This window comes from Synechococcus sp. NOUM97013 (genome assembly GCF_014279815.1).
GTDB lineage: Bacteria > Cyanobacteriota > Cyanobacteriia > PCC-6307 > Cyanobiaceae > Synechococcus_C.
Genome location: NZ_CP047941.1, coordinates 2,088,455 through 2,109,591 on the forward strand (window position 1 = coordinate 2,088,455; position 21,137 = coordinate 2,109,591).

Annotated in this window: 18 protein-coding genes and 1 pseudogene; 7 read left to right on the top strand and 12 right to left on the bottom strand. The window is 56.9% G+C overall.

The annotated features are described in order from the left end of the window. The first annotated feature begins 15 nt into the window (after nucleotides 1-15). Nucleotides 16-1,437 carry a phosphatidylserine/phosphatidylglycerophosphate/cardiolipin synthase family protein gene (locus tag SynNOUM97013_RS11430; protein WP_186479895.1) on the top strand — a complete coding sequence of 474 codons (1,422 nt, stop codon included), beginning with the start codon at nucleotides 16-18 and terminating at the stop codon, nucleotides 1,435-1,437. Nucleotides 1,438-1,533: 96 nt separating this feature from the next. Next, the gene (locus SynNOUM97013_RS11435; RefSeq protein WP_186479896.1) at nucleotides 1,534-3,561 is read left to right on the top strand and encodes a tetratricopeptide repeat-containing sulfotransferase family protein; all 2,028 of its coding nucleotides are present in this window, start codon (nucleotides 1,534-1,536) and stop codon (nucleotides 3,559-3,561) included. A 1,298-nt stretch (nucleotides 3,562-4,859) separates the two neighbouring features. Here the strand turns inward: SynNOUM97013_RS11435 and SynNOUM97013_RS11440 are convergent. The 3 genes from SynNOUM97013_RS11440 to SynNOUM97013_RS13880 form a co-directional block, all read right to left on the bottom strand. Further along, complete coding sequence (locus tag SynNOUM97013_RS11440; RefSeq protein WP_186479897.1) at nucleotides 4,860-5,165, bottom strand: hypothetical protein; 306 nt, start codon at nucleotides 5,163-5,165, stop codon at nucleotides 4,860-4,862. 581 nt (nucleotides 5,166-5,746) lie between these two features. Then, the gene (locus SynNOUM97013_RS13875; protein WP_370586425.1) at nucleotides 5,747-6,187 is read right to left on the bottom strand and encodes a tyrosine-type recombinase/integrase; all 441 of its coding nucleotides are present in this window, start codon (nucleotides 6,185-6,187) and stop codon (nucleotides 5,747-5,749) included. Between the two features lie 324 nt (nucleotides 6,188-6,511). After that, nucleotides 6,512-6,808: a hypothetical protein gene (locus SynNOUM97013_RS13880; protein ID WP_370586426.1), complete on the bottom strand. Its 297-nt coding sequence runs from the start codon at nucleotides 6,806-6,808 to the stop codon at nucleotides 6,512-6,514. 200 nt (nucleotides 6,809-7,008) lie between these two features. Between SynNOUM97013_RS13880 and SynNOUM97013_RS11450 the strand changes: the two are divergent. Beyond that, nucleotides 7,009-7,305 (top strand): annotated as a pseudogene (locus tag SynNOUM97013_RS11450) (phospholipase D-like domain-containing protein); the annotation flags it as partial. Nucleotides 7,306-7,435: 130 nt separating this feature from the next. After that, entirely contained in the window at nucleotides 7,436-7,822 is a 387-nt protein-coding gene (locus tag SynNOUM97013_RS11455; RefSeq protein ID WP_186479898.1) for a hypothetical protein, read from the top strand. A 12-nt stretch (nucleotides 7,823-7,834) separates the two neighbouring features. Here the strand turns inward: SynNOUM97013_RS11455 and SynNOUM97013_RS11460 are convergent, their stop codons facing one another. Next, nucleotides 7,835-8,074: a hypothetical protein gene (locus SynNOUM97013_RS11460; protein WP_186479899.1), complete on the bottom strand. Its 240-nt coding sequence runs from the start codon at nucleotides 8,072-8,074 to the stop codon at nucleotides 7,835-7,837. Nucleotides 8,075-8,187: 113 nt separating this feature from the next. Between SynNOUM97013_RS11460 and SynNOUM97013_RS11465 the strand changes: the two genes are divergently transcribed. After that, on the top strand, nucleotides 8,188-9,846 hold the full coding sequence (locus SynNOUM97013_RS11465; RefSeq protein ID WP_186479900.1) for an alpha-D-glucose phosphate-specific phosphoglucomutase: 1,659 nt from the start codon (nucleotides 8,188-8,190) through the stop codon (nucleotides 9,844-9,846). A 34-nt stretch (nucleotides 9,847-9,880) separates the two neighbouring features. On the opposite strand, the gene SynNOUM97013_RS11470 is transcribed toward SynNOUM97013_RS11465, so the two are convergent. From SynNOUM97013_RS11470 to SynNOUM97013_RS11480, 3 genes are read right to left on the bottom strand one after another with little or no spacing between them, the layout of a single operon-like run. Beyond that, nucleotides 9,881-10,186, bottom strand: a complete 306-nt coding sequence (locus tag SynNOUM97013_RS11470; protein ID WP_186479901.1) for a hypothetical protein — start codon at nucleotides 10,184-10,186, stop codon at nucleotides 9,881-9,883. Next, nucleotides 10,183-13,614 carry an efflux RND transporter permease subunit gene (locus SynNOUM97013_RS11475; protein WP_186479902.1) on the bottom strand — a complete coding sequence of 1,144 codons (3,432 nt, stop codon included), beginning with the start codon at nucleotides 13,612-13,614 and terminating at the stop codon, nucleotides 10,183-10,185. Before SynNOUM97013_RS11475 ends, SynNOUM97013_RS11470 begins: the two co-directional genes overlap by 4 nt. Nucleotides 13,615-13,625: 11 nt before the next feature. Continuing rightward, on the bottom strand, nucleotides 13,626-14,687 hold the full coding sequence (locus SynNOUM97013_RS11480) for an efflux RND transporter periplasmic adaptor subunit (RefSeq protein WP_186481609.1): 1,062 nt from the start codon (nucleotides 14,685-14,687) through the stop codon (nucleotides 13,626-13,628). A gap of 135 nt (nucleotides 14,688-14,822) precedes the next feature. Here SynNOUM97013_RS11480 and SynNOUM97013_RS11485 point away from each other — a divergent pair, with 135 nt between their 5' ends. Beyond that, nucleotides 14,823-17,039, top strand: a complete 2,217-nt coding sequence (locus tag SynNOUM97013_RS11485; RefSeq protein WP_255442773.1) for an AAA family ATPase — start codon at nucleotides 14,823-14,825, stop codon at nucleotides 17,037-17,039. 75 nt (nucleotides 17,040-17,114) lie between these two features. Here SynNOUM97013_RS11485 and SynNOUM97013_RS11490 read toward each other — a convergent pair whose 3' ends face one another. The 3 genes from SynNOUM97013_RS11490 to SynNOUM97013_RS11500 form a co-directional block, all read right to left on the bottom strand. Continuing rightward, nucleotides 17,115-17,741, bottom strand: coding sequence for an alpha/beta hydrolase (locus tag SynNOUM97013_RS11490; RefSeq protein WP_186479904.1), 627 nt, complete (start codon nucleotides 17,739-17,741; stop codon nucleotides 17,115-17,117). Nucleotides 17,742-17,949: 208 nt separating this feature from the next. Beyond that, on the bottom strand, nucleotides 17,950-18,450 hold the full coding sequence (locus tag SynNOUM97013_RS11495; protein WP_186479905.1) for a thymidylate synthase: 501 nt from the start codon (nucleotides 18,448-18,450) through the stop codon (nucleotides 17,950-17,952). A 24-nt stretch (nucleotides 18,451-18,474) separates the two neighbouring features. Next, nucleotides 18,475-19,140, bottom strand: a complete 666-nt coding sequence (locus SynNOUM97013_RS11500) for a 4'-phosphopantetheinyl transferase superfamily protein (RefSeq protein ID WP_255442774.1) — start codon at nucleotides 19,138-19,140, stop codon at nucleotides 18,475-18,477. Between SynNOUM97013_RS11500 and bcp the strand changes: the two genes are divergently transcribed. After that, a complete protein-coding gene (gene bcp / locus SynNOUM97013_RS11505; RefSeq protein ID WP_186479906.1) occupies nucleotides 19,139-19,606 on the top strand; it encodes a thioredoxin-dependent thiol peroxidase in 468 nt (155 codons plus the stop codon). The genes SynNOUM97013_RS11500 and bcp overlap by 2 nt on opposite strands. Here bcp and SynNOUM97013_RS11510 read toward each other — a convergent pair. Continuing rightward, complete coding sequence (locus SynNOUM97013_RS11510) at nucleotides 19,584-20,306, bottom strand: type III pantothenate kinase (RefSeq protein ID WP_186479907.1); 723 nt, start codon at nucleotides 20,304-20,306, stop codon at nucleotides 19,584-19,586. The genes bcp and SynNOUM97013_RS11510 overlap by 23 nt on opposite strands. A 2-nt stretch (nucleotides 20,307-20,308) precedes the next feature. Beyond that, entirely contained in the window at nucleotides 20,309-21,061 is a 753-nt protein-coding gene (locus SynNOUM97013_RS11515) for a phosphoadenylyl-sulfate reductase (protein WP_255442775.1), read from the bottom strand. Between the last annotated feature and the right edge of the window lie 76 nt (nucleotides 21,062-21,137).

The window sequence follows — 21,137 nt, forward strand, 5'->3', positions numbered from 1 at the left end:
GAGTGAAGTTTCTCGATGCGCCCACGACCCCGTCCTCTGAAAGCAGGAGTCACCACAGCATCAGCGCTGTCGTTCTTGCTGTTGAGCTGCAGCCAGCCAGGGACGGTGGTGGGTCGAGGGGGCGAACCACTGGCGATGCCCAATGGCATCACGCTGCACTTCAACCATCGCGACAGCAACCGCTACCGCCATCCGCTGACGGGGAAATGGCGCAATGGCGATGACCTCGAACAAGCCTTGATCGCGCAGATCGAAAGTGCAGAGCAGGAACTGCTGGTGGCTGTTCAGGAGCTTTCATTGCCCGCCATTGCCGATGCGCTGGTGCAGGCCAGCCAGAACGGAGTGAAGGTTCACGTGGTTCTGGAGAACACCTACAGCACCCCCTGGACTGAGCTGCACCCCACAGACCTGCCCGCCCACGGCCGTCAACGCCTGCATCAACTCCAGACACTCGCCGATCGCAACCGTGACGGCACACTGAGCGCTGAAGAACGACTCCACGGTGACGCGGTCGCCATCCTGAGGCGCGGCGGCGTGCCGACCATCGATGACACCGAAGACGGCAGTCGTGGAAGCGGCCTGATGCACCACAAATTCATGGTGGTGGACCGACGGCGTGTCGTGACAGGAAGCGCCAACTTCACCAGTTCGGGATTGCACGGCGATGCCGGGGCACCCCAAACCCGGGGCAACGTGAATCATCTGCTGAGCATCGACAGCGCAGAACTGGCGGCGGTGTTCCGCGAAGAGTTCGAACAGATGTGGGGTGACGGACCCTCAGGGCAGAAGGACAGCCGCTTCGGTCGAGGGAAAGAGAGTCGACCTCTTCAGACCGTGCACCACGACGACATCAGGATCGATGTGCTGTTCCCACCGCACTCCCCAAAGGATGCAGACCATGGCTTGAACCTGATTGGCCGAATACTGGACACGGCACAACAAACCATCGACATGGCTTTGTTCGTGTTCTCAGCGCAGTCACTGACCAACGTCCTGGCTGAACGCCAAGACGCAGGCGTGGGAATCCGCTTGCTGGCTGATCCCGGCTTTGCCAGCCGCTCCTTTTCGGAGGTTCTGGACCTGCTGGGTCTGGCGCTGCCCGACCGTTTCTGCAAGCTCGAAGCCGGCAATCAACCCCTGACCACTCCGATCAAGGGCATCGGCACCCCCCGCCTCGCCCGCGGCGACAAGCTCCACCACAAGTTCGCCGTCATTGATCACAAAACAGTGATCACAGGATCCTTCAACTGGTCGCCCTCAGCTGCTCACACCAACGATGAAACCCTGCTGGTGATTCACTCACCCAAGCTTGCCGCGCATTTCACCCGTGAAATGAATCGCCTCTGGCGAGGTGCTGAACTGGGCATCAATGCGCGCATTCGCAAAAAACTTGAACGGCAACGGATCCGCTGCGGAGATGGAGTGGAGAGGGGTTAAGAGGAGGAGCAAGTGGCTTGAAAGGTGGCTTAGTGGGTGACCACGAAACCCTTGAATGAACCTAAATTCGACCGCAAGCAAGCGCAGTGGCACTCAGTGGATCAACAGACCATTAAGGAGCTCTCATCCACTGGACGCCATCAAGAATGCCTACAGGCTTGCCAACAGCTTCTCCAGAGCGAACCCGAAAGCCTAGTTCCGTGGAAGTACGCAGGCAAATCACTTCTTGCCCTGGGGCAATTTGAAAAAGCTCAACAGTGCTTAGCCAAAGCTCATCAGATCGACAATAAAGACCCCGAGATCGTCAAAGACATTGGAAATATATTTAACGCCGTACAAAACGACGCGGAAGCAATAAGACTCTACAAAGAAGCACTTTCAATCGACCAGAATTACGCACCAGCAATTAACAACCTTGGCTTGATTGCTAAACAACAGGGCAACTTAGTCGCCGCCGGACAATTAGTTAAAAGAGCATGTGATATTGATCAATCATTCGCCCCATACCACATGAATCTGGGCGGCATCTACAAAGACCTCGGCAACCTCGATCAGGCTCTTGCCTCCACTCTCAAATCACTCGAGCTCAATCCTGATAACCCCGATGCCCTCATCAACCTAGGCGGCATCTACAAAGACCTCGGCAACCTCGATCAGGCTCTTGCCTCCACTCTCAAATCACTCGAGCTCAATCCTGATAACCCCACTGCCCACATGAACCTGGGCGGCATCTACAAAAACCTCGGCAACCTCGATCAGGCTCTTGCCTCTACTCTCAAATCACTCGAGCTCAATCCTGATAACCCCGATGCCCACATGAACCTAGGCGGCATCTACAAAGACCTCGGCAACCTCGATCAGGCTCTTGCCTCCACTCTCAAATCACTCAAGCTCAATCCTGATAACCCAGATGCCCTAATCAACCTGAGCGGCATCTACAAAGACCTCGGCAACCTCGATCAGGCTCTTGCCTCCACTCTCAAATCACTCGAGCTCAAACCTCGAGGATCAGCAGCATTATGCAAACTTGGTCTAATTAAGATGGCACTAGCGCAGACCGAAGAAGCCAAAAAATATCTATTTGACTCGATTGCATGCAACACTCAAGAGTGCGAAGCGTACTTTGCATTAAGCCAGATAATAGAAACAGCAAAAGACGCAGAGGGACTCATTGAATCCACCAAACAAATCAAAACATCACATCTCACTCCGAGGACAAGAACATTTATTGAATTTGCACTATCAAACTGTCTCCACAAACTCAAAAAATACGACCAAGCCGCTAAGCACTTGAAGGCAGCAAATTATAATAAGCTGACAGTATTTCCGTCCGATGCCAGCAGACTTCAACAAGCAATAGCACTCAGCATTTCACGCTCCGACCCCACCGAAAAATCAGCGATCAATACGAATTACGGCAAGGATAGAATTTTTATTATTGGCATGCCCAGAAGCGGCTCCACTCTGTTGGAAACAATATTGAGCATGAATCCAAAGATCAAAGACCTAGGGGAGAGTAGATCCCTTGAAAAAGCGATAGCAAAGATCCAACAACAGAAAGGATGCAAATCTGATCATCAAGATCTTAATGAGGTATATTCCCAGCTGGAGCCCATCAACAACACCCAGCACAAATACACAACTGACAAACAATTATACAATTTTATTTACATTAATTGGATTACTGCGCATATGCCTTCAGCCAAGATTATTCACTGTCGCAGAAATCCAATGGACAATATCCTTTCGATGTATAGAAGCAATCTGACGACTGGAAATAATTACACCGCAAACCTGGAAGACTCAGCAAAAGTACTTGTGGCACAGGAGAAAGCAATACAAATTAACAAGAAAAGATATCCTGAAAAAATATTCACTTTTGACTACGACCAATTTGTCAACGCACCCGAGGACAACCTACGGAAACTTCTAAGATGGCTAGATCTAGATTTCGACGATAACTATCTCCACCCCGAGAAAAGCACGAGAAGCGTCAACACAGCGAGCGTTATACAAGCCAGGAAGCCAATTAGAAACAAATCAGTAGGCGGATGGAAAAACTACGAAACCCTACTAAAACCTGCGCTTAAACTTATTCAAGAAAGCGGAGTTAAAATAGACTAAAACAATAATTAACCACCCAGCATTACAGAATAATATCCTACTGCGAGCCTTGGTTGGCCATTAGATCTCAACGAAACCTTTTCTTCCTCTCTGAGACATAGAACATTCCTACTGTCTCATTGAGAATGAAATCTATGGATCCATAACGAGAGTTCTTTCTCAGCATCTCCTTGAGCAGAGCCTCACTCTTCTTATCTAACTTAATATTCATCGTCTTGGAAAGTGCTTGAAGCACAAATCTTCCATTGCCACCTTTTAATATCCAGACCTTGTCAATCTGGTCTTGCGCATCAAGACTTCCTGCATCTGACGAAACGCATTTACTTCTCATCTATTGAAGGAGACATTCGTAGAGGGGGTCTTAGTGATATACATAGTTCTGAATAGAAAAGATTGTGATGTCGGCTGATCATGGATCTAGCTGGACCTATGAGAGTGAAGCCTCTGGCAAAAAGCACACTTGAGTTCTTGAAAACATTTGAATCTATTTATATGATTTCCACCTTAAAACCAATCACTTTTGAATCAAAAATTACTCCAAAGAGGACTCAAGCGCACTTAAAGCGGAAGCAGTGCGGAGTCAAAGCTCAATAGCCATGATCCAATCGATTCATACTCAAAGGAGTCTTGAATGTGAATTTCCTATACCTTCACCACTATGTATAAGAGTTTTCAGTCAGAAACAGTTATGCGTAGCCTGTTGTCATATTCAACTGAGGTGTATTTCTAGGGGATAAGGACTACTGGTGCTCATCACCATGGATTCTTCGATTACCCCTGTAAAGATGTCTCGGTAGATGCTGTGACCTCCAGAGAGCATCAGAGATGCCCCTCTGAGGTGGAAGGCGAGTAACCCTCTCCTCATCACCACAAGCATCAACAGCCCCTGGAGAGGGCACCTCTAAGACCTCAGATGTAGGCAGCAGTAGGTGAGCTGCATGCTCCCTCACGAAGTCCAGCAAGGTCGTTGTCATGCCACAGCGATGCCACTTGAGCCTCCATCGACCTGGAGATCCTTTCTCAGGATGGAGATGCCCCTTGTGGACGTAGCCAGGGATATGACCGTCGTGTTGACAGTAGGGGCACCGAAAGCGATACACCCCACTGTCAGTCTTTCTCCAACCCAGATGCTGCAAGGTCACTGTGAGACCCTGCAGCAGTTGCTCTGGGGAGTGCATGAGACCTCAGGTCAAAGACCGAGCTTTACCTTCAGACCCTTGTACTCATCAAGATCAGCCTGAGAAGGGGCAGCCTCCAGATGGTTGGAGATGGCTTCTTCCACAGCCTCCTGATCGCCATCACTCCAAGTGACACTGAGAAAAACGAGGATTCCAGCCGTCCCCAATCCCCGCATAATCGCCTGAAATCAAATCATCAAAGAGGCTCTGGCATTCCCGTTCTTTCAAGACCTCTTCAGAGACATAGTTAATGCACTCCCATTCACTCTTAGGCTGAAGGTTGGGGCTGGTTGTCCACACCTCCATCTCGCCAGTGGAATTGCAAGGGAAAGAGTTATTCGCTTCAAGAAGCTCGTTCAAAATCAGGGGATCAACGTATTGATGCTCAGGGAGAAAGACATAGCCGCTGTCGTATTCAGCAGCCATGGACTGGACATAAAAGATTTCAAACTTGGACTTTACAGACATGGATAAGAGTATGCGATTGATGTGGCTTTTCTCGGTGTTTCTCACCGCTAGGGTTTAGAGACGGTTTATCGTCTTCGCCAGAGCAAACATGCAGTGGCGAGTATTTTATTTTCGGATCGCAGAGAAGGCGTCCTGCCCTCGTTTCGAAATACATATTATAAGGCAGTCAGAAACCAGAACTACCTAGAGTGCGCACTTCATCTTTACAGCATATTTAGACATAAAAATCAGTTCATATAAACCAGTTATACCAATGGCTCTGGAGCATGAAACCAGCAATCTCAAGCCCCCTGATATAGCCCCAAAAATTGGCACACACCCTGCCTTAAAAGCGAGCAGAAGCACCCTCCAGGAGGAGGACTAATCAAATCATTAGCGGCTCATCTTATCTCGCTTACACTCCTGCTGATGCCTTCTATAGATCTTGGCTGAATACAAACCAAGGACACCCTCCATAGAGCAGGCAATGACGTCTCCGCAATGAGGGCATCTGAATTTCTCCCTGCTTTCCTCAATCTACTGATGCTTGCTCTGACTCACTATTTCGGCACCTTGACCCGTCCCGTTGGCTTCGCATAGGTCCTGAGCAGCTCCCCCGTGCGATGTCCTGCAACTGCTGCCAAATCAGCGGGGCTATTCTCCAGTGCCAGGGCATGATTCAGAAACGAGTGCTTTTGGGCATACAGACGCCTTGGAGCTAATCCCACACGTCGCTGCGAGCGCTTCCAGACCTTCTCTAACCCTGAGTCATACAGATGCCCATGGGTCCTTGGCGTCACAAACACCAAGCCATCTTTCGTGTTCAGTCCCAGGCACTGCATGGTCTCTCTGTGCTTCCTCAGCACCTCAACGACCTGCTGACCTAACGGCACCACCCGAGCCTTGCCTGTCTTGGTGCCTGACCAAAGTCTTAGATGCGTAGCAGTGCCATCACGCCTCAACGTCTTGCTGATCAGCAGCTCCCCTTCATCCAGGCGCACACAGTCCTAGGTCAGACCAATCACTTCTGCATTCCTGAGCCCTGTGCTCAACCACAGGGCAAAGCAGGGGTAAAACCACTCCTCATTGCTTGTGAGATCGTCCAGCACTTTCTTGATCTCCTCCCGACTAAGTACTTCCTCTTCCACTGACCTTGCTGGCACCTTCACCTGGACCAACCGCAATGCCTTATTGCCTGGTTGCACAGATCGAATCGTGCTGAGGATCCTGGACTGAGTGGATGCAGCCAAACCCTCTGCCTTCATCCATGCAAGGAAGCGATCAACCTGGGCTCTGGTCCTGATCGGCAAGCCAAACCTCTTCGCTTACCGATAGGCATGAGTGACCCTTGCCTGCTTCTTCTCCTCTGCCAGTGACCTAAGAGCATCGAGCAAATCCTGATCTCGACCCTCCACCAGTGGGCGATATCGATTCAGAGCTAGGTCTAAATCGCCCTGCTGGGCATCCCGCCAGATCTCAGCGCAGATGGCTTGTGCCCTGGCTTGGGCGACTGGATCTTCAAAACGACCAGGGCGATTGATGAAATGGTCCCGCCCATCGAGCCTCAACCTGACTTGGAGAGCACCGTTGTTGTCCCTCACCCTCGGCGGCTTCTTCAGCATCCCTCTCCCCTACATGGGATTCGGGCTTAGAGCTGACACCCTCAAAAGCCAAGCCAGATCCATTATTTAGTAGCCCTTCGTAGCCCTAGGGCGTCTCATCACGAGATCCAGCGCCTTTCTGGCCTGGGTATTGGCTTATGGGCGCGGGAGAGTCCTGAGCGCCCCTGAGCGGTTCCTTCAAAAACACTGCACATCAATGCATCGGCACACCAAGACTGGCCCGCGGCGACAAGCTCCACCACAAGTTCGCCGTCATTGATCACAAAACAGTGATCACAGGATCCTTCAACTGGTCGCCCTCAGCTGCTCACACCAACGATGAAACCCTGCTGGTGATTCATTCACCCCAACTCGCCAAACACTTCACCCGAGAGATGGATCGTCTCTGGCGAGGGGCGGAACTGGGCGTCAATTCGCGCATTCGCAAAAAACTTGAACGGCAACGCGCCAAGTGCGGCAGTGGAGAGCAAAGGCCAGCAATCACCTCAGATTCATGAAGAGAAATCGGTTTCGATCGATCAATGGCAACATCCGCTCAGCTCCAACTTGATCCGCTGCAGGCGAGGCGTTGGGCAACCCAATGCCGATCGTCGACCGGCATGCCGATCGGGTCAGAATGCTCATGCAATGACTGATTCACTCTCCGTGAGATTGCCGCTGTCCCTCTTGGGGCTTGCCCTGTTGCTGCCTCCAGCGGCCTTCACGCAGGTCAAGACCGTCCCCCTGCCCACGCAAGAAGAGATGCGGTCGCTGCAATTGCTCGCCTACAGCTGCTCGCGGGAGAACGACCTCAGCAGCTGCGATCAGACCCGGAGCATTGCGGATCCACTGATGGATCACCCGCGGCTGCCAGCTGCCTGTAAGGACACGCTCTGGGAATTGATCCAGGCCTCTCAGGTGGCCAGCAGCAACAGCTTTCAACGGCGGGACAGCATTGATCGTCCAGCCCGTCGACTCACTGTGGTCTGCGCGAAGGCTCCAGCACCGGCACCAAAAGAGCCCACACGAACATGAAGCTCTTCGGACTCAATCCCAATCGAAACTGAAGCGTTGCCCTGGGAGCAAGCGCTCCACTTCATCGCGAACCTGCTGCATCAGCTCACTGCTCAACGCAGGATGCTCACGCAGTTCACGGGTCAATTCGTTCACGTCATCAGCTGTTAAGCCGTGGCTTGAGACCATTGACTCCAATCGTTGACGGACATGGGCGAGGAGCTCTTGTTGCTCCTGAGAGAGAGGTACTGCATTGGGGCGATTGATCTCCATCACAACTCAGCCGACGCGATGAGCAAAAGGTAGCTGCGACAAGTGGTTGCCCCTAACACCCTGGATCTGTCCAGGCATGTTTAGGTTCCGTAGATCCACCCCAACCGCCCGGGATGACTGCCTCCGCCTCGGCCGAGCCCACGCAAACCATCGTGCGACTCGACGCTCCTTTCACAGACCAGAAACCCGGTACATCGGGACTGCGCAAGAGCAGCCAACAATTCGAGCAGCCTCACTACCTCGAGAGCTTTGTTGAAGCGGTTTTGAGGACCCTGCCTGGCGTGCAGGGCGGCACTCTCGTGCTCGGTGGTGACGGTCGCTACGGCAACCGACGGGCCATCGACGTGATCTTGCGCATGGGGGCAGCCCATGGACTCGGCAAGGTGGTGGTCACCACAGGCGGCATCCTCTCAACCCCCGCAGCCTCCAATCTGATCCGCCAGAGGAAAGCGATCGGAGGCATCATTCTTTCCGCCAGCCACAATCCCGGCGGTCCCGATGGCGACTTCGGCGTGAAGGTGAATGGCGCCAATGGTGGTCCCACTCCGAGCTCCTTCACGGATGCGGTGTTCGAGTGCACGAAAACTCTGGAGCAATACGCGATCGCTGAGGCACAGCCCCTCAGCCTCGACCAACCGGGAACGCATCAGATCGGTGCGATGCAGGTTGAAATCGTCAATGGCGTTGATGACTTTGTTGCCCTGATGCAGCAGCTGTTTGATTTCGATCAGATCAGAGAGCTGCTCAAGAGCGACTTTCCGCTGGCCTTTGATGCCATGCACGCCGTGACAGGGCCGTACGCCAAACGGGTGTTCGAAGACCTGCTCGGCGCACCTGCTGGCAGCGTGCGCAATGGCGTGCCCCTCGAGGACTTCGGCAAAGGACACCCTGACCCCAACCTGACCTATGCCCACGACCTCGCGGAGCTCCTGCTCGAGGGTGACGGCTACCGGTTCGGCGCCGCCTGCGACGGAGATGGTGACCGCAACATGATCCTGGGCCATCACTGCTTCGTGAATCCCAGCGACAGCCTCGCGGTGCTCACGGCCAACGCCACCCTCGCCCCCGGGTATGCCGGAGGCCTGTCGGGCGTCGCCCGATCCATGCCCACCAGCGCGGCGGTGGATGTGGTGGCCAAGGATCTGGGCATCAACTGCTTTGAAACACCCACTGGGTGGAAGTTCTTCGGCAACCTGCTGGATGCCGGCGAGATCACCCTGTGTGGAGAGGAAAGCTTCGGCACCGGCAGCAATCACGTGCGCGAAAAAGACGGCTTGTGGGCCGTGCTGTTCTGGCTGCAGATCCTTGCCGTACGCCGCTGCAGCGTGGCCGACATCATGAACAGCCACTGGCAACGCTTCGGCAGGCACTACTACTCACGCCATGACTACGAAGCGGTACCAACGGAAGCTGCTCACGGCCTCTATGAACGTCTGGAAACGATGCTGCCCTCGCTGGTGGGGCAATCCTTCGCTGGTCAGACCATCAGCGGTGCTGACAATTTCAGCTACATCGATCCTGTGGACCAGTCGGTCACTCAAGGGCAGGGGTTGAGAATCCTCCTAGACGATGGCAGCCGTGTGGTGATCCGTTTATCCGGCACGGGCACCAAGGGGGCCACGATCCGGGTCTACCTGGAGAGCTACGTCCCCAACACCGGAGACCTCAACCAGGATCCTCAGGTCGCCCTGGCCGGGATGATCAACGCCATCAACGATCTGGCTGAGATCAAACAACGCACCGGCATGGAGCAGCCCACGGTGATCACCTGATCACCGCATCCACCCTGGCAGGGAGGTGATTCGTCTATTGACGAGGCCTCCCTGGCATTGACTTGCTCGTGCGGTACTCCTCTTCGGGCGCACTCTCCTGCAGCTGACGCATGCTCTCAATCGAGGCACTGAAGAGAGCGGTCGAAGAGATCACGACCCCATAGAGGTAATGGAGCCGTGTGTGGCGAATGGTCGCAGGTGTGTTGCGGATGAAGGTGTCGAGAAAAATCGACAGCACCACACCGATTCCCGCACCAATGAATGTGAACCAAAGCACCTTGAAGCCGTTGAAATCAGAAGGCTTGTGGGTGTCAGCCCCAGGTCGAACCCGCTGTGTCATGAGGTGATCAATCCCGGATCATCCCCGGCTGCTGGACCACTGCTGGCCCCATCCGCCTGGCCCAGCAGAGACTTCATCACGACATAGAACACAGGTACCACAAACAACGACAACACGGTGGCCACCAGCAGACCACCGAACACCACGGCACCCAGTGACGTCTGACTCCGGGCTCCAGCTCCACTGGCGAACACCAGCGGAACGAAGCCAAACAACGAGGAAATCGCCGTCATCAGAATCGGACGCAGACGCGAGCTCGCCGCAAAACGCGCGGCCTCCAAGGCATTGGCACCGGCCTGCATGCGCTGATTGGCCATGTCCACAATCAGGATGCCATTGCCTGCCGCCAGGCCAATCAACATCACCAGGCCCACCTGGGCGTAGACGTTGAGCACCTCACCACGCAACGCCAGAAAGAGCAGGGCACCGAGCATGGCTGCAGGGACCGTCATCAGAATGATCAGCGGGTCGGCATAGCTCTCGTATTGGGCGGAGAGAACCAAATACACCGCGAGAATGCCCAAAGCGAAGATCACCACCGCCAAAGCACCAGCTTTCACTTCTTCCCGGGAGATGCCGGTCCAATCAAAACTGAGGCCCTGAGGGTTCACGCTTTCGAAGATCCCCTTCATCGCGTTGATGGCCTGACCGGAACTGTTGCCTGGTGCCGGCGTGCCTTCGATTTTGATCGACCGGTACAGGTTGAAATGGGGCACCACCGTGGGGCCATAGGTTTCCCGGACGGTGAAAAATTCAGCCAAAGGAATCAGATCACCTGTGGCACTTTTCACGTACACAGCGGATAGACGCTCGGGTGTAGCTCGGCTTTCTGCATTGGCCTGCACATAGACACGCCGCACCTTTCCTTCCTGGAAGGTGTCGTTCACATACAAACCGCCGAAGTTGACGCTGAAGGTTTGCATCGCCGATCCGAAGTCCACATCGACAGCAGCCATGCGATCACGGTCGACCTGGATCTCGATCTGGGGTGATTCAGGCGAGAAAAGCGTGTAGACCCGGTTGAGTTCAGGATCGGCATTGCCGGCCTGGATCAGACGACCGGCTGTGGCGTTGAACTCCGCAAGGCTGTAGGCACCACCGCTCTGATCGAGCAGCTGGAACTCAAATCCACCACCGGTGCCATAGCCGGGAATGGAGGGAGGCTCCACAACAAACACCCGAGCACCATCGACGGAAGCCGCCAGCTTCTTGTTGAGGCGCTCCACGATCGACGCCACCGATTGGTCTTTCTGCTGGCGATCCGACCAGTTGGTGGTGCCAAAGAAGAACAGGCCCTTATTGGGACTGTTGCCATCGAGGCTGGCACCGCTGAAAACGGAGGCAGCTGTGATGTCTTTTTCGGTGCGCAGCACTGCGGCCACCTGCTGATTGATAGCTTCTGTGACCTGAGTAGACACCCCCTCTGGCGCCTGCACGACGCCGATGGCGTACCCCTGGTCTTCAATCGGAACGAACCCACCGGGGATCGCGCGAAACGCTACGGCCGTCAGCAAGATGCCAGCGCCGAGGATGCTCATCACTAGCTTTCGGCGGCCAAGTGCCCACTGCAGGGCAGCGGCATAACGGCTTTCCATCACCGCATAGCCGCGGTTGAAGTTGGCGAAGATCACCGGAGTGAACCAGCCCAACGCCAGACCCAATGCGGGGTAGATGACGACTGGCAGGATGCGGCTCACTCCCACCAAAATCAAACCGGCGATGGCTCCACCGATGGTGAAGGGCAGGGTGGCCGGACGATCCAAAACGCGGCCGAGCAGTAGCCCGGCCAAGGCTCCGATGGCGGTGGGCACCAGCACCAACGCGGCCCCTCCACCGACCACAAGCAGGCCGTACACGAAACCGATCACGGTGCCGGCGATGGCATAGGCCTTGCGACCGGGATCCTTCGATTCGCGAGCCAACAGCAACGCCGAGAGCATCGGCGAAAAGGTGAGTGCGTTGAAGGTGGAAATGGCGATCGAGAAGATCACCGTGGCCGCAAACTGCTTGTAGATCGTTCCTGTGGCCCCGGGGAAGAAGAGCACCGGTAGGAACACCGCGAACTTCACCAGAGAGGTGGCGATCACGGCGGAGAACAGTTCATCCATCGTGGCTTTGGCCGCCTCAAGCGCCGTCATGCCTTCGGCTTTCTTGCTGGACGTGTCCTCGATCACGGTGATGGCGTCATCCACCACCAGGCCGGTGGCCAGCACGAGACCGAACAGGGTGAGCTGATTCAGGGAGAAGCCGAAACCAAGCACCAGCCCGAAGGTGCCGATCAACGCAACAGGGATGGCAATCCCTGGAACCAGCGTGGCCTTCCAGTTCTGCAGAAACAGAAACAGGATCAACACCACAAGGATCACGGCATCCCGTAAGGAATTCACCACGCCCTGAATGGAGGCGGTGATGAAGTCGGTGTTGTCGTAGATCTTCTCCATCTTCATGCCCACCGGCATGGTCTTTTCGAACTCGGCCAGCACCGACTTCACTCCGTCGGAAACCTCAAGGGCATTGCTGCCGGTGAGCTGATACACCGCCAGTCCCACCGATGGGACGCCCTGAAGATCGGTAGCGCTCACGGCATAGGACTCACCACCGAGTTGGACGCTGCCCACATCCCGCAAGCGCACGAGCCCACCTTCTTCAGCGGTGCGGACAACCATCGACTCAAATTCCTCAACGCTGCGCAGACGGCCTTGCAGCTGCACCGTGAAAGTGAACTGCTGCCCCTGCGGCGATGGTTCACCGCCCACCTGACCAGCCGGCACCAGACGGTTCTGGCTGGACAGCTGGTTGACAACGTCCGTTGAGGTGAGACCGAAAGCCGTGAGCTTGTCGGGATCCAGCCAGAGGCGGAACGCCAGTTTGCGATTACCGAAATAAGTGAGATCACCAACCCCGGTCACGCGCTTGATCGAGTCCGTAAGGTTCAGATCGAGAAGGCCGCTGATCGTCTCAGCGCTGTAGGTGATCGTGTCGGGATCCTCACTGCCGAAGTTGTAGACAAGCAGAATTGAGTTGGATGCCTTGTTGACGGTCACCCCGGCTTTGCGAACCTCTTCTGGGAGCTGTGGCTCAGCAAGCGAAACCCGGTTTTGAACATTGACCTGGTTGATGTCGCCATTCGTGCCGCTAGCAAAAGCCACATCAATGGAGCTCACACCATCGGCCGAGCTGTTGGACTTGATGAAGTCCATGTTCTCGACACCATTGATCTGCTGCTCCAGCACCGAGGTGACACCCTCTTCCACGGAGATGGCATCAGCTCCGGTGTAGTTCGCACGCACCTTGACGGTGGGCGGCGCGATGTCGGGCAGGTTTTCGATCGGGAGGATCGGAATCGCGATCAAACCCACGATCACGATCAGGATGCTGCAGACCGTGGTGAGAACCGGTCGGGTGATGAAGTTGTTGGATGCAGACATTGCTCAGGCGCTCAGTTGTTCACCTTCACGGGCACGCCATGGCGGAGGCTCAACAGATTGCTGGTGATCACCTTCTGGCCTAACTCCAGCCCTTTGGTGACGGGATAACGATTGTTCTGAAGCGAACCGAGGCTCACCGGGGTCTGCAGTGCAAACAGACTTGTGGAAGGAATCACGCCACGTTCAATGCCCTTCTTGATGCGATCCAGATCAGCTTTGCCCGGCTGAGCCTCAAGCTCTCTAAGGGTGCCGAGCCGAAACACAAAGCTCTGGCCTGAGGTTTGGGTGACAGCCGCAAAAGGAACGGAGGGAAGCTCGCGGGCATCCAGTTGCACCCGGGTGCGCAATCGCTGACCATTGCGCAGGGATCCATCGGGATTGGGGAATTCCGCCAGCACCAGCAGAGCCTGTGTTCCCGAGACGATTCCGGGATCCACAGAAGACACGGTGCTTTGCGCTAGCACCTCATCGCTACCGGGAAGGCTGAGAAGAACCTGCTGCCCCAGGCGGATGCGATTGGCGTAGGTGGAAGGGACCTCAACCCTGGCTTCCAGAGTGTTGTCGCGAATGAGCTTGGTGAAGGGGTCGCCGGTCTGCACCACATCGCCGACCTGCACCGAGACATCCGCTACAAATCCGGCGATGGGTGACTCCAAATTGCTGTAAGCGAGTTGCGCCTCTTGAGCCAGAACCTTGTTGCGGGAAGCGATATAGACAGCTCGACGCTGATCGCGTTCCGACGCCTCAGCAGCTCCAAGCGGGACTAAGAATTCATAGCGTTTGAGCTCCAGCAGATCCTTCTGCTCTTCAGCTCGGGCGGTGGCCAGGCGTGCTTGTTCCGCGGCCTGATCCAGAACCATGAGCAACTGGCCTGGCTTCACCTGATCACCCTGAGCGATCTTCAGCTCAAGAATGCGGCCGGAAGCCTGAGCTGCCAGCTGCACCAGATCACTCGCTTCGAGGGTGCTCACCGTGTCGACATCGTCGGTGAACATCGCTTCTTCGACAGGAGCCTGTTGCACCTCGGGCAAGGGTCGCTGTGCTCCACCGCCCATCCCACAAGCCGACAGCATGACGGTCGTCAAGGCCAGCGGAATCAGGGGTCGGTTCAGACGCACGGCCAGATGTCAGACGGCCGCATTATGACTGCGATTTTTAGTTTGATTGGCCTAAATCAGGCAAGAATCACAACTTCAGGATTCGATGCCGTGGGCGGACCTTCAGATCAGGATCTGTTCAGCCATCACGGCGATGCCCTGAGACGTCAGCAGGCACCCCTTGCCGACCGCCTCCGTCCGCGTGATCTGGATGAATTCGTCGGCCAGGGAGCAATCCTCGCCGAAGGCAGGCTGCTCCGACGCGCCATTGCCGCCGATCGGGTCGGCAACCTGATCCTGCATGGTCCTCCAGGAGTCGGCAAAACCACCCTGGCGCGGATCATCGCCAATCACACCCGAGCCCATTTCAGCTCGCTCAATGCTGTGCTGGCTGGGGTGAAGGATCTACGCCATGAGGTGGATGAAGCGCACCGCCGCCTGGAGCACCACGGACTGCGCACAATCCTGTTCATCGATGAGGTGCACCGCTTCAACAGTGCCCAGCAGGATGCGTTGCTGCCATGGGTTGAAAACGGAACCCTCACGCTGATCGGAGCGACGACTGAAAACCCCTACTTCGAAGTCAACAAGGCACTGGTGAGCCGCTCGCGGCTGTTTCGGCTCGAAGCCTTGGAAGCCGATGACCTGAGCCGGTTACTCAGGAGCGCACTCAGCGACGCGGAACGCGGCTACGGCAACCGAAAGGTGGAGATCACACCAGAGGCGGCCGACCACCTGGTGAACGTTGCCGGCGGTGACGCGCGCAGCTTGCTGAATGCGCTCGAACTGGCCGTGGAGAGCACACCCACCAGCGCGAAAGGAGTGATCGAGATCGACCTCGGCATCGCTGAAGAGTCGATTCAGCAGAGAGCCGTGCTGTACGACAAACAAGGGGATGCGCACTTCGACACGATCAGTGCCTTCATCAAATCGCTGCGCGGTTCTGACGCCGATGCTGCTCTGTTCTGGCTGGCCCGGATGATCGAAGCCGGAGAAAATCCGCGCTTCATCTTTCGCCGCATGCTGATCGCCGCCGGAGAAGATGTGGGCTTGGCTGATCCCCAAGCGGTGGTGGTGGTGGAAGCCTGTGCCGCGGCCTTTGAACGCATCGGCTTACCGGAGGGTCTTTATCCCTTGGCACAGGCCGCCCTTTATCTGGCCTGCACAGACAAAAGCAACAGCACTTCCGGGGTCTTCGAGGCCCTGCGCAGCGTGCGTGACGCACAGCGTCAGGAGGTGCCGACCCACCTAAGGGATGCCAACCGCGATGGCGATGCCTTCGGCGATGGCAAGGGCTATCGCTATCCCCATGCCTTCCGCGAACACTGGGTAGCTCAGCAATACCTTCCCAAGGCCCTACAAGGTGAGGTGTTCTGGTCAGCGAGCAGCCAGGGATGGGAAGGCCAACGGCGCGAGCGGATGCTGGAGCGCCGAGCGGCGCAGCTGGCAGCCTCCGCGGAAGCCGTGGATGAGCATCCGCTGCTGATGAGCAGTGGCCCGGAAGAACCCCAGCTGGAGCGATGGTTGCAGCGGCAACGGGCTGTGGATGGTGAACGCCTGCAGGAGCTGCGCCAACGGCTCTGGTCGGATCTCGACTGGAAGCGCACTGACCGCGTCGTCGTGCTGGGTGGACGCTCGCTGCTGTGGTCACTCGACCCGCTGGGCGCCGTTGCCGAAGGTGGGCTGACAATCCTCTGCGCCTCCCGCACCGAACAGCAACGGCTGGACGCCCAGCTGCAACTGCTCGACCCGCTCCATCAACCGACCGTGCTGGACAGTCCGAAGGGGCTGGACAGGTTCAAGGCCGATTACCGCTTCGAGGTGCTGGGAGGAAGGCTCAATGCTCAGGACCTGTCCTCGCCAGAACTGGAAACCATCTGGAAGGCATTGAGTGCAAGGGCGATGCCGGATGCACAGCTGCGTCTGTTGTTCAGTGAGCCCCAACTCGGACCCGCTGCCGCAGTGCTCGAGCTGGTCGACAACGACACAACCGATCCGTACCTCCTGCAGGCTCTCAACTCTCTGGCCCAGCGGGAGGGCGATTGGCTTTCCCAGGAGACGCAACGGGAGCGTCTGCTCGCGACACTCGACACCAACGGTTGGACAATCCAGCCGTCCAGCTGGCAGGAATCCCTGACGCTGACGGTGGATGCCAGCCTGATCGAACGGTGGCTCGGAGACAGTCGTCCCTATCAGCAGGCGATGGAAGCATCAGGAGACATCGGCTCAGAAGAGCTTTCCGTGCTTAGGCAAGCCCTAACGCGACTGCTCGGGCAGACCCTTCCTCAACGGTTGCGCCACTGGCGACTTACCGGCGTGTATCACTGAGAGCGGCATAAAAAAAGCCCCGGCAATGCCGGGGCCTTTTGAACGATGACGTCGAACCTGAAGGGTTCGAATCGATCACCAGAGGCCGCGAACGGGGGCGGCAACAGGAGCGGGCTCCGCAGGGAGGATCTGGTTGGCCTGCACGCAAGCGGGCAGGAACACGTACCAGGAGAGCAGGGAGGTGGACTGAGGCTCGTCGAGGCCGTCCTTGCAGACGTTCTGAGCACCGTCAGAAGTGCCGTTGTCGTTCAGACGGAAGTCGACGGGCAGGTTGGCCATGATGCCGGCGGAAGAGATTTCGCCGTCAGCAGCGTCGAGAATGATGGCGGAGCGAAGAGCGACCACAGCGGTCTTCTTCTTCTGCCAGTAGGGGAAGTAGCTGCGGGTCTGGTCGTCGAGGAAGGCGACGCCATCGGCGGAATACAGGAAGCGGGACACGCCAACCAGATCCACGTCGTAGGTCTTGGTCATGCCTTCCTGGATCTCATCGGCAGTCCAACCGGAGTTGTTGATGCCGGCCTGAAGGGCGCGATCGGTGATTTCGCCTTCGCTGAAGAACTTGGCGAAGGAACTGGCTTTGGTGGTCCAGACAGCACCACCGGACACCCAGCGCACGGGGCGCGAGGTGCCAGCTTCAGCGGCGACAGCCAGAGTGGTAAGGGAAGCGGCGGCGAGTGCGCCGGCTGCAAAACGGGTGAACACGGACGGCGAAAAAAGACGTCTCTAAAAACCTAGCCGTATGAAAAACAGTTGCCAACAAAATCGCCGAAAGCGGCGGAATCACAAGAGAAATCCGCACGATTCGGCCCACCCAACCTCGAGTCTCGCGATTCCCGCCAGACCCGAGAAACCCATTTAAAGACCGGAAAGTGTTTCAGATGACCTGAAGATTGCTAATGCATCAAGCACATCACTGAGGCAGTGCAGTCCAACCCGCAGGGCATTGATCGCTGTCAGTCACAGCTGCTGACGTGGCGCCAACATCGGCGATCGGACCTCGACAGTGCACGCGACGCAATTTTCCTCCATCGACGCTGACTTGAGAGAGGTAGGCCTCATCTCCACGCCTTGGCGTCAGCCAAAGCCTTGTCTGCAAAGGCTGACTCTCCACGCTCGCTTTCAAGGAAGGATCAGCGACGAGCCCCAGATCAATCAGTGAGGAGGCGAACTGGCCCCAGTAATGACGTGTGAGCTGAGCTCGGGTAAACGCGCCCAAGAGCTCTTCCGCTTGGCGTCGCTGGTGAAGCGTGGCTTCCCGCTCGTCCAACCTGGTCCACTCGGAATCACCAGCCAGCCAGGCGACATCAGCGGCCGTGCGACCCTGCCCATGCAATAGTCCGGAAGCACCAAGGCCTGCCAGCAAGGCCGCGCTGGCAAACGTTGGAACCCAATGCCAGCGAGAGGCAGGCAAAACCGGACGACGAAACGACTGAAGTCACGCTAGGCAGAGTCGGCAATCCTGCAGCAATTGTTTGTCGGCGACGGCGACTGCCATGCGCCAATCACCCTGGGATCGCAACTCAACCGCGATCTCAACGGCCAGATCACCGTGACGTGCCCATCTCAGGCATGGACTCACTTCCCAGAAGCGCAAGTCACCGGCCAGCGTTCCGCGTTGCCACTTGATGGCCGCTTCCTTGATCAGCCAGCGATCCAGCACCTCGCGACGCAAGCGCTCACCCTGGAGGGCAACCAAATCGCTTCGTTCCACGCCGGTGAAAAAGCGCCGCATCAAAGCATCCGCAGGAAAGGCGCGATCGGCTCGCTCCAAATCGACACCAACCGGCTGCGGGCTCCAAGCCAGCAGGCAAGCATCGACGCAATGGCTGAGGCTGATGTAGCCCCAACCAGGAGCAAGGAGGGGCGCCGCCCCTGGCGGTGCCGTCAAGGGAACCTCTTCGGCAGAGCAACCATGCAGCGACGCCAGGCAGCTCCGCATCCAAAGCCGTGAACGCCGGAACTGCTTCGCGCGAGGCTGAGGAAGGCCTTCCTCCCAGACCATCTCCTCTGCCGTGAGTCCCGATGGATCGTCGCTGAGCTCGGAACGAGACTCTCTTATCCATAGAGCCGTTACGCTGCCGCCGATTGTTCTGCCGCCCATGACACTGCAGATCGGCGATCCCGCCCCTGATTTCACGCTTCCGGATGAAAATGATCAGCCCGTGGCCCTGTCATCCCTGAAAGGACAGCGGGTGGTGATCTATTTCTATCCGAAGGATGCCACCCCTGGCTGCACCAAAGAGGCCTGCAACTTCCGTGATCGCTGGGGCGATCTGCAAAAGCACAACATCAAGGTGCTGGGCATCAGCAAGGACAATGCGGCATCTCACACCCGGTTCATCGCCAAACAGGAACTGCCCTTCACCCTGCTGACGGATGAAGAGCCGTGTGCCGTCGCCAGTTCCTACGAGAGCTATGGACTGAAGAAATTCATGGGTCGCGAATACATGGGCATGATGCGCCACACCTTTGTGGTGGATGCCGAAGGCAAGCTCGAACTGATTTATCGCAAGGTGAAAGCTGACTCGATGGCTGATCAAGTTCTCAACGATCTGGGCCTGAGCTGACCAACGCGACCATCGACTGCATCACGAGATCCGGGGCATGCGTCACAGCCAAGCCCCGGGATGCCAGGACCGACATCAGCAGTGGAGCATCGCCACCGCACAACCACAGTGAGGACGGGTCCTTCTCCTGGGCCTGCAAGATCAAGCCAACAAGACTTTCCACAACGCCGCGCCGCATCGCCTGAGCGGTCTCGATAGGGAAATCCGTCCCTGCCAAGAGCTCAGAAATTGCATGGTCAGGGAGCTGAAGTGCAACCGTTCCCTGCGCCATGGCCCGCAACTGAAGACTGACACCAGCGGCCAGCCACCCTCCTGCAAAACATCCTGTCCTGGACACACGGGTGAGGCTGAGAACGGTGCCTGCATCCACCACCATCACCGATGATGCGTTGCCAGCACGCTCCCATGCACCCCAGCCCGCCAATGCACGGTCGACACCGAGCCAGGAGGGCTTCTCAGCCAGCGGTATCTCTGCCAATCCAAGTTGGCTCGTGGGTTGCAACAGCGGATGGGAAGGAACAGGGCCAACAGCCGCCCAGCCGGTCAGCGAAGGCAGATCATCCAGGCGTGTCTGTGTTGGAAGGCCATGAGAAAAGTGCCAGGCTTGCGCACCAGCAGCGGCACTCGAATTGGCTGGCGTGCGTTCAGCCCAATGCCAACGGCTGTTGCCGATAAGCAGACAATGCTGCTGAGCCTCCATGGTCAGATGCCATCACCCATCACCCCGGGCACGTGGATTCCGCACTCCTGCCTCTGTCCGCCGAAACGAGTGCTGCGCCCTTCCACTTCCAAGCCATCGGGAGCACTGGAATGCCAATCCCCAACAGTGGAATACCCCTGATCGAACAGAGGATGCTGCGGAAGCTCATGCTTCTGCATGTAATAGAAGACATCCCGATTGGTCCAACCAAGAAGGGGGCGCAACGACAGGCGGTCTCGGATGGGATCCAACACAGTCATCTTTTTGCGCAGGTCGGTTTGGCCGCGACGGACACCACTGGCCCAGCAGCGCACCGCGCCCTGATCCAAAGCTTTTTCCAGAGGCTCAACCTTGCGCAGCCGCAGATAAAGGTCCATGTCCTCCTCCAGGCCTGATTCCCAGAGGCGACCATGCAGCGCTTCCATTCGGGCCGGTGACACGCTGGACTGCGCCACGACAAGGCGCGTTCCCAGCCGTTCACACAGGGTCTGGGCATAGCGATAGGTCTCGGGGGGCAAATAACCGGTATCCACCCAGATCACCGGAACCGCATCGCCGCCTGGCAAACGGCTGAGCATGTGCAGCAGCACGGAGGACTGGATCCCAAAACTGGTGGTCATCGCAAAGCCGGCGCCGTAGCGATCCAGCGCCCACTGCAGACATTGCTGTGGCTCAAGAGGCTCCAACTGCGCCCGCAACGCGCTTAGGTCGGCATCTGCCGCTCCTGAGTCGACACCGCCCGCGGTGCTGATCATGTTGCTGGTGCCTTGCCTCATCCCTCCATCCTCCAATGCCGGGGGGACCACCGCGCTGCCTATGGTTTCTACGCAA

Bases quoted from the DNA above. Each gene is read 5' to 3' on its own strand.
- SynNOUM97013_RS11430 (WP_186479895.1), top strand. From the start codon at position 16: ATGCGCCCACGACCCCGTCCTCTGAAAGCAGGAGTCACCACAGCATCA.
- SynNOUM97013_RS11440 (WP_186479897.1), bottom strand. From the start codon at position 5,165: ATGGCTGCTGAATACGACAGCGGCTATGTCTTTCTCCCTGAGCATCAA.
- SynNOUM97013_RS13880 (WP_370586426.1), bottom strand. From the start codon at position 6,808: ATGCTGAAGAAGCCGCCGAGGGTGAGGGACAACAACGGTGCTCTCCAA.
- SynNOUM97013_RS11455 (WP_186479898.1), top strand. From the start codon at position 7,436: ATGACTGATTCACTCTCCGTGAGATTGCCGCTGTCCCTCTTGGGGCTT.
- SynNOUM97013_RS11460 (WP_186479899.1), bottom strand. From the start codon at position 8,074: ATGGAGATCAATCGCCCCAATGCAGTACCTCTCTCTCAGGAGCAACAA.
- SynNOUM97013_RS11465 (WP_186479900.1), top strand. From the start codon at position 8,188: ATGACTGCCTCCGCCTCGGCCGAGCCCACGCAAACCATCGTGCGACTC.
- SynNOUM97013_RS11470 (WP_186479901.1), bottom strand. From the start codon at position 10,186: ATGACACAGCGGGTTCGACCTGGGGCTGACACCCACAAGCCTTCTGAT.
- SynNOUM97013_RS11475 (WP_186479902.1), bottom strand. From the start codon at position 13,614: ATGTCTGCATCCAACAACTTCATCACCCGACCGGTTCTCACCACGGTC.
- SynNOUM97013_RS11480 (WP_186481609.1), bottom strand. From the start codon at position 14,687: ATGCTGTCGGCTTGTGGGATGGGCGGTGGAGCACAGCGACCCTTGCCC.
- bcp (WP_186479906.1), top strand. From the start codon at position 19,139: ATGACACTGCAGATCGGCGATCCCGCCCCTGATTTCACGCTTCCGGAT.
- SynNOUM97013_RS11500 (WP_255442774.1), bottom strand. From the start codon at position 19,140: ATGGGCGGCAGAACAATCGGCGGCAGCGTAACGGCTCTATGGATAAGA.
- SynNOUM97013_RS11510 (WP_186479907.1), bottom strand. From the start codon at position 20,306: ATGGAGGCTCAGCAGCATTGTCTGCTTATCGGCAACAGCCGTTGGCAT.
- SynNOUM97013_RS11515 (WP_255442775.1), bottom strand. From the start codon at position 21,061: ATGATCAGCACCGCGGGCGGTGTCGACTCAGGAGCGGCAGATGCCGAC.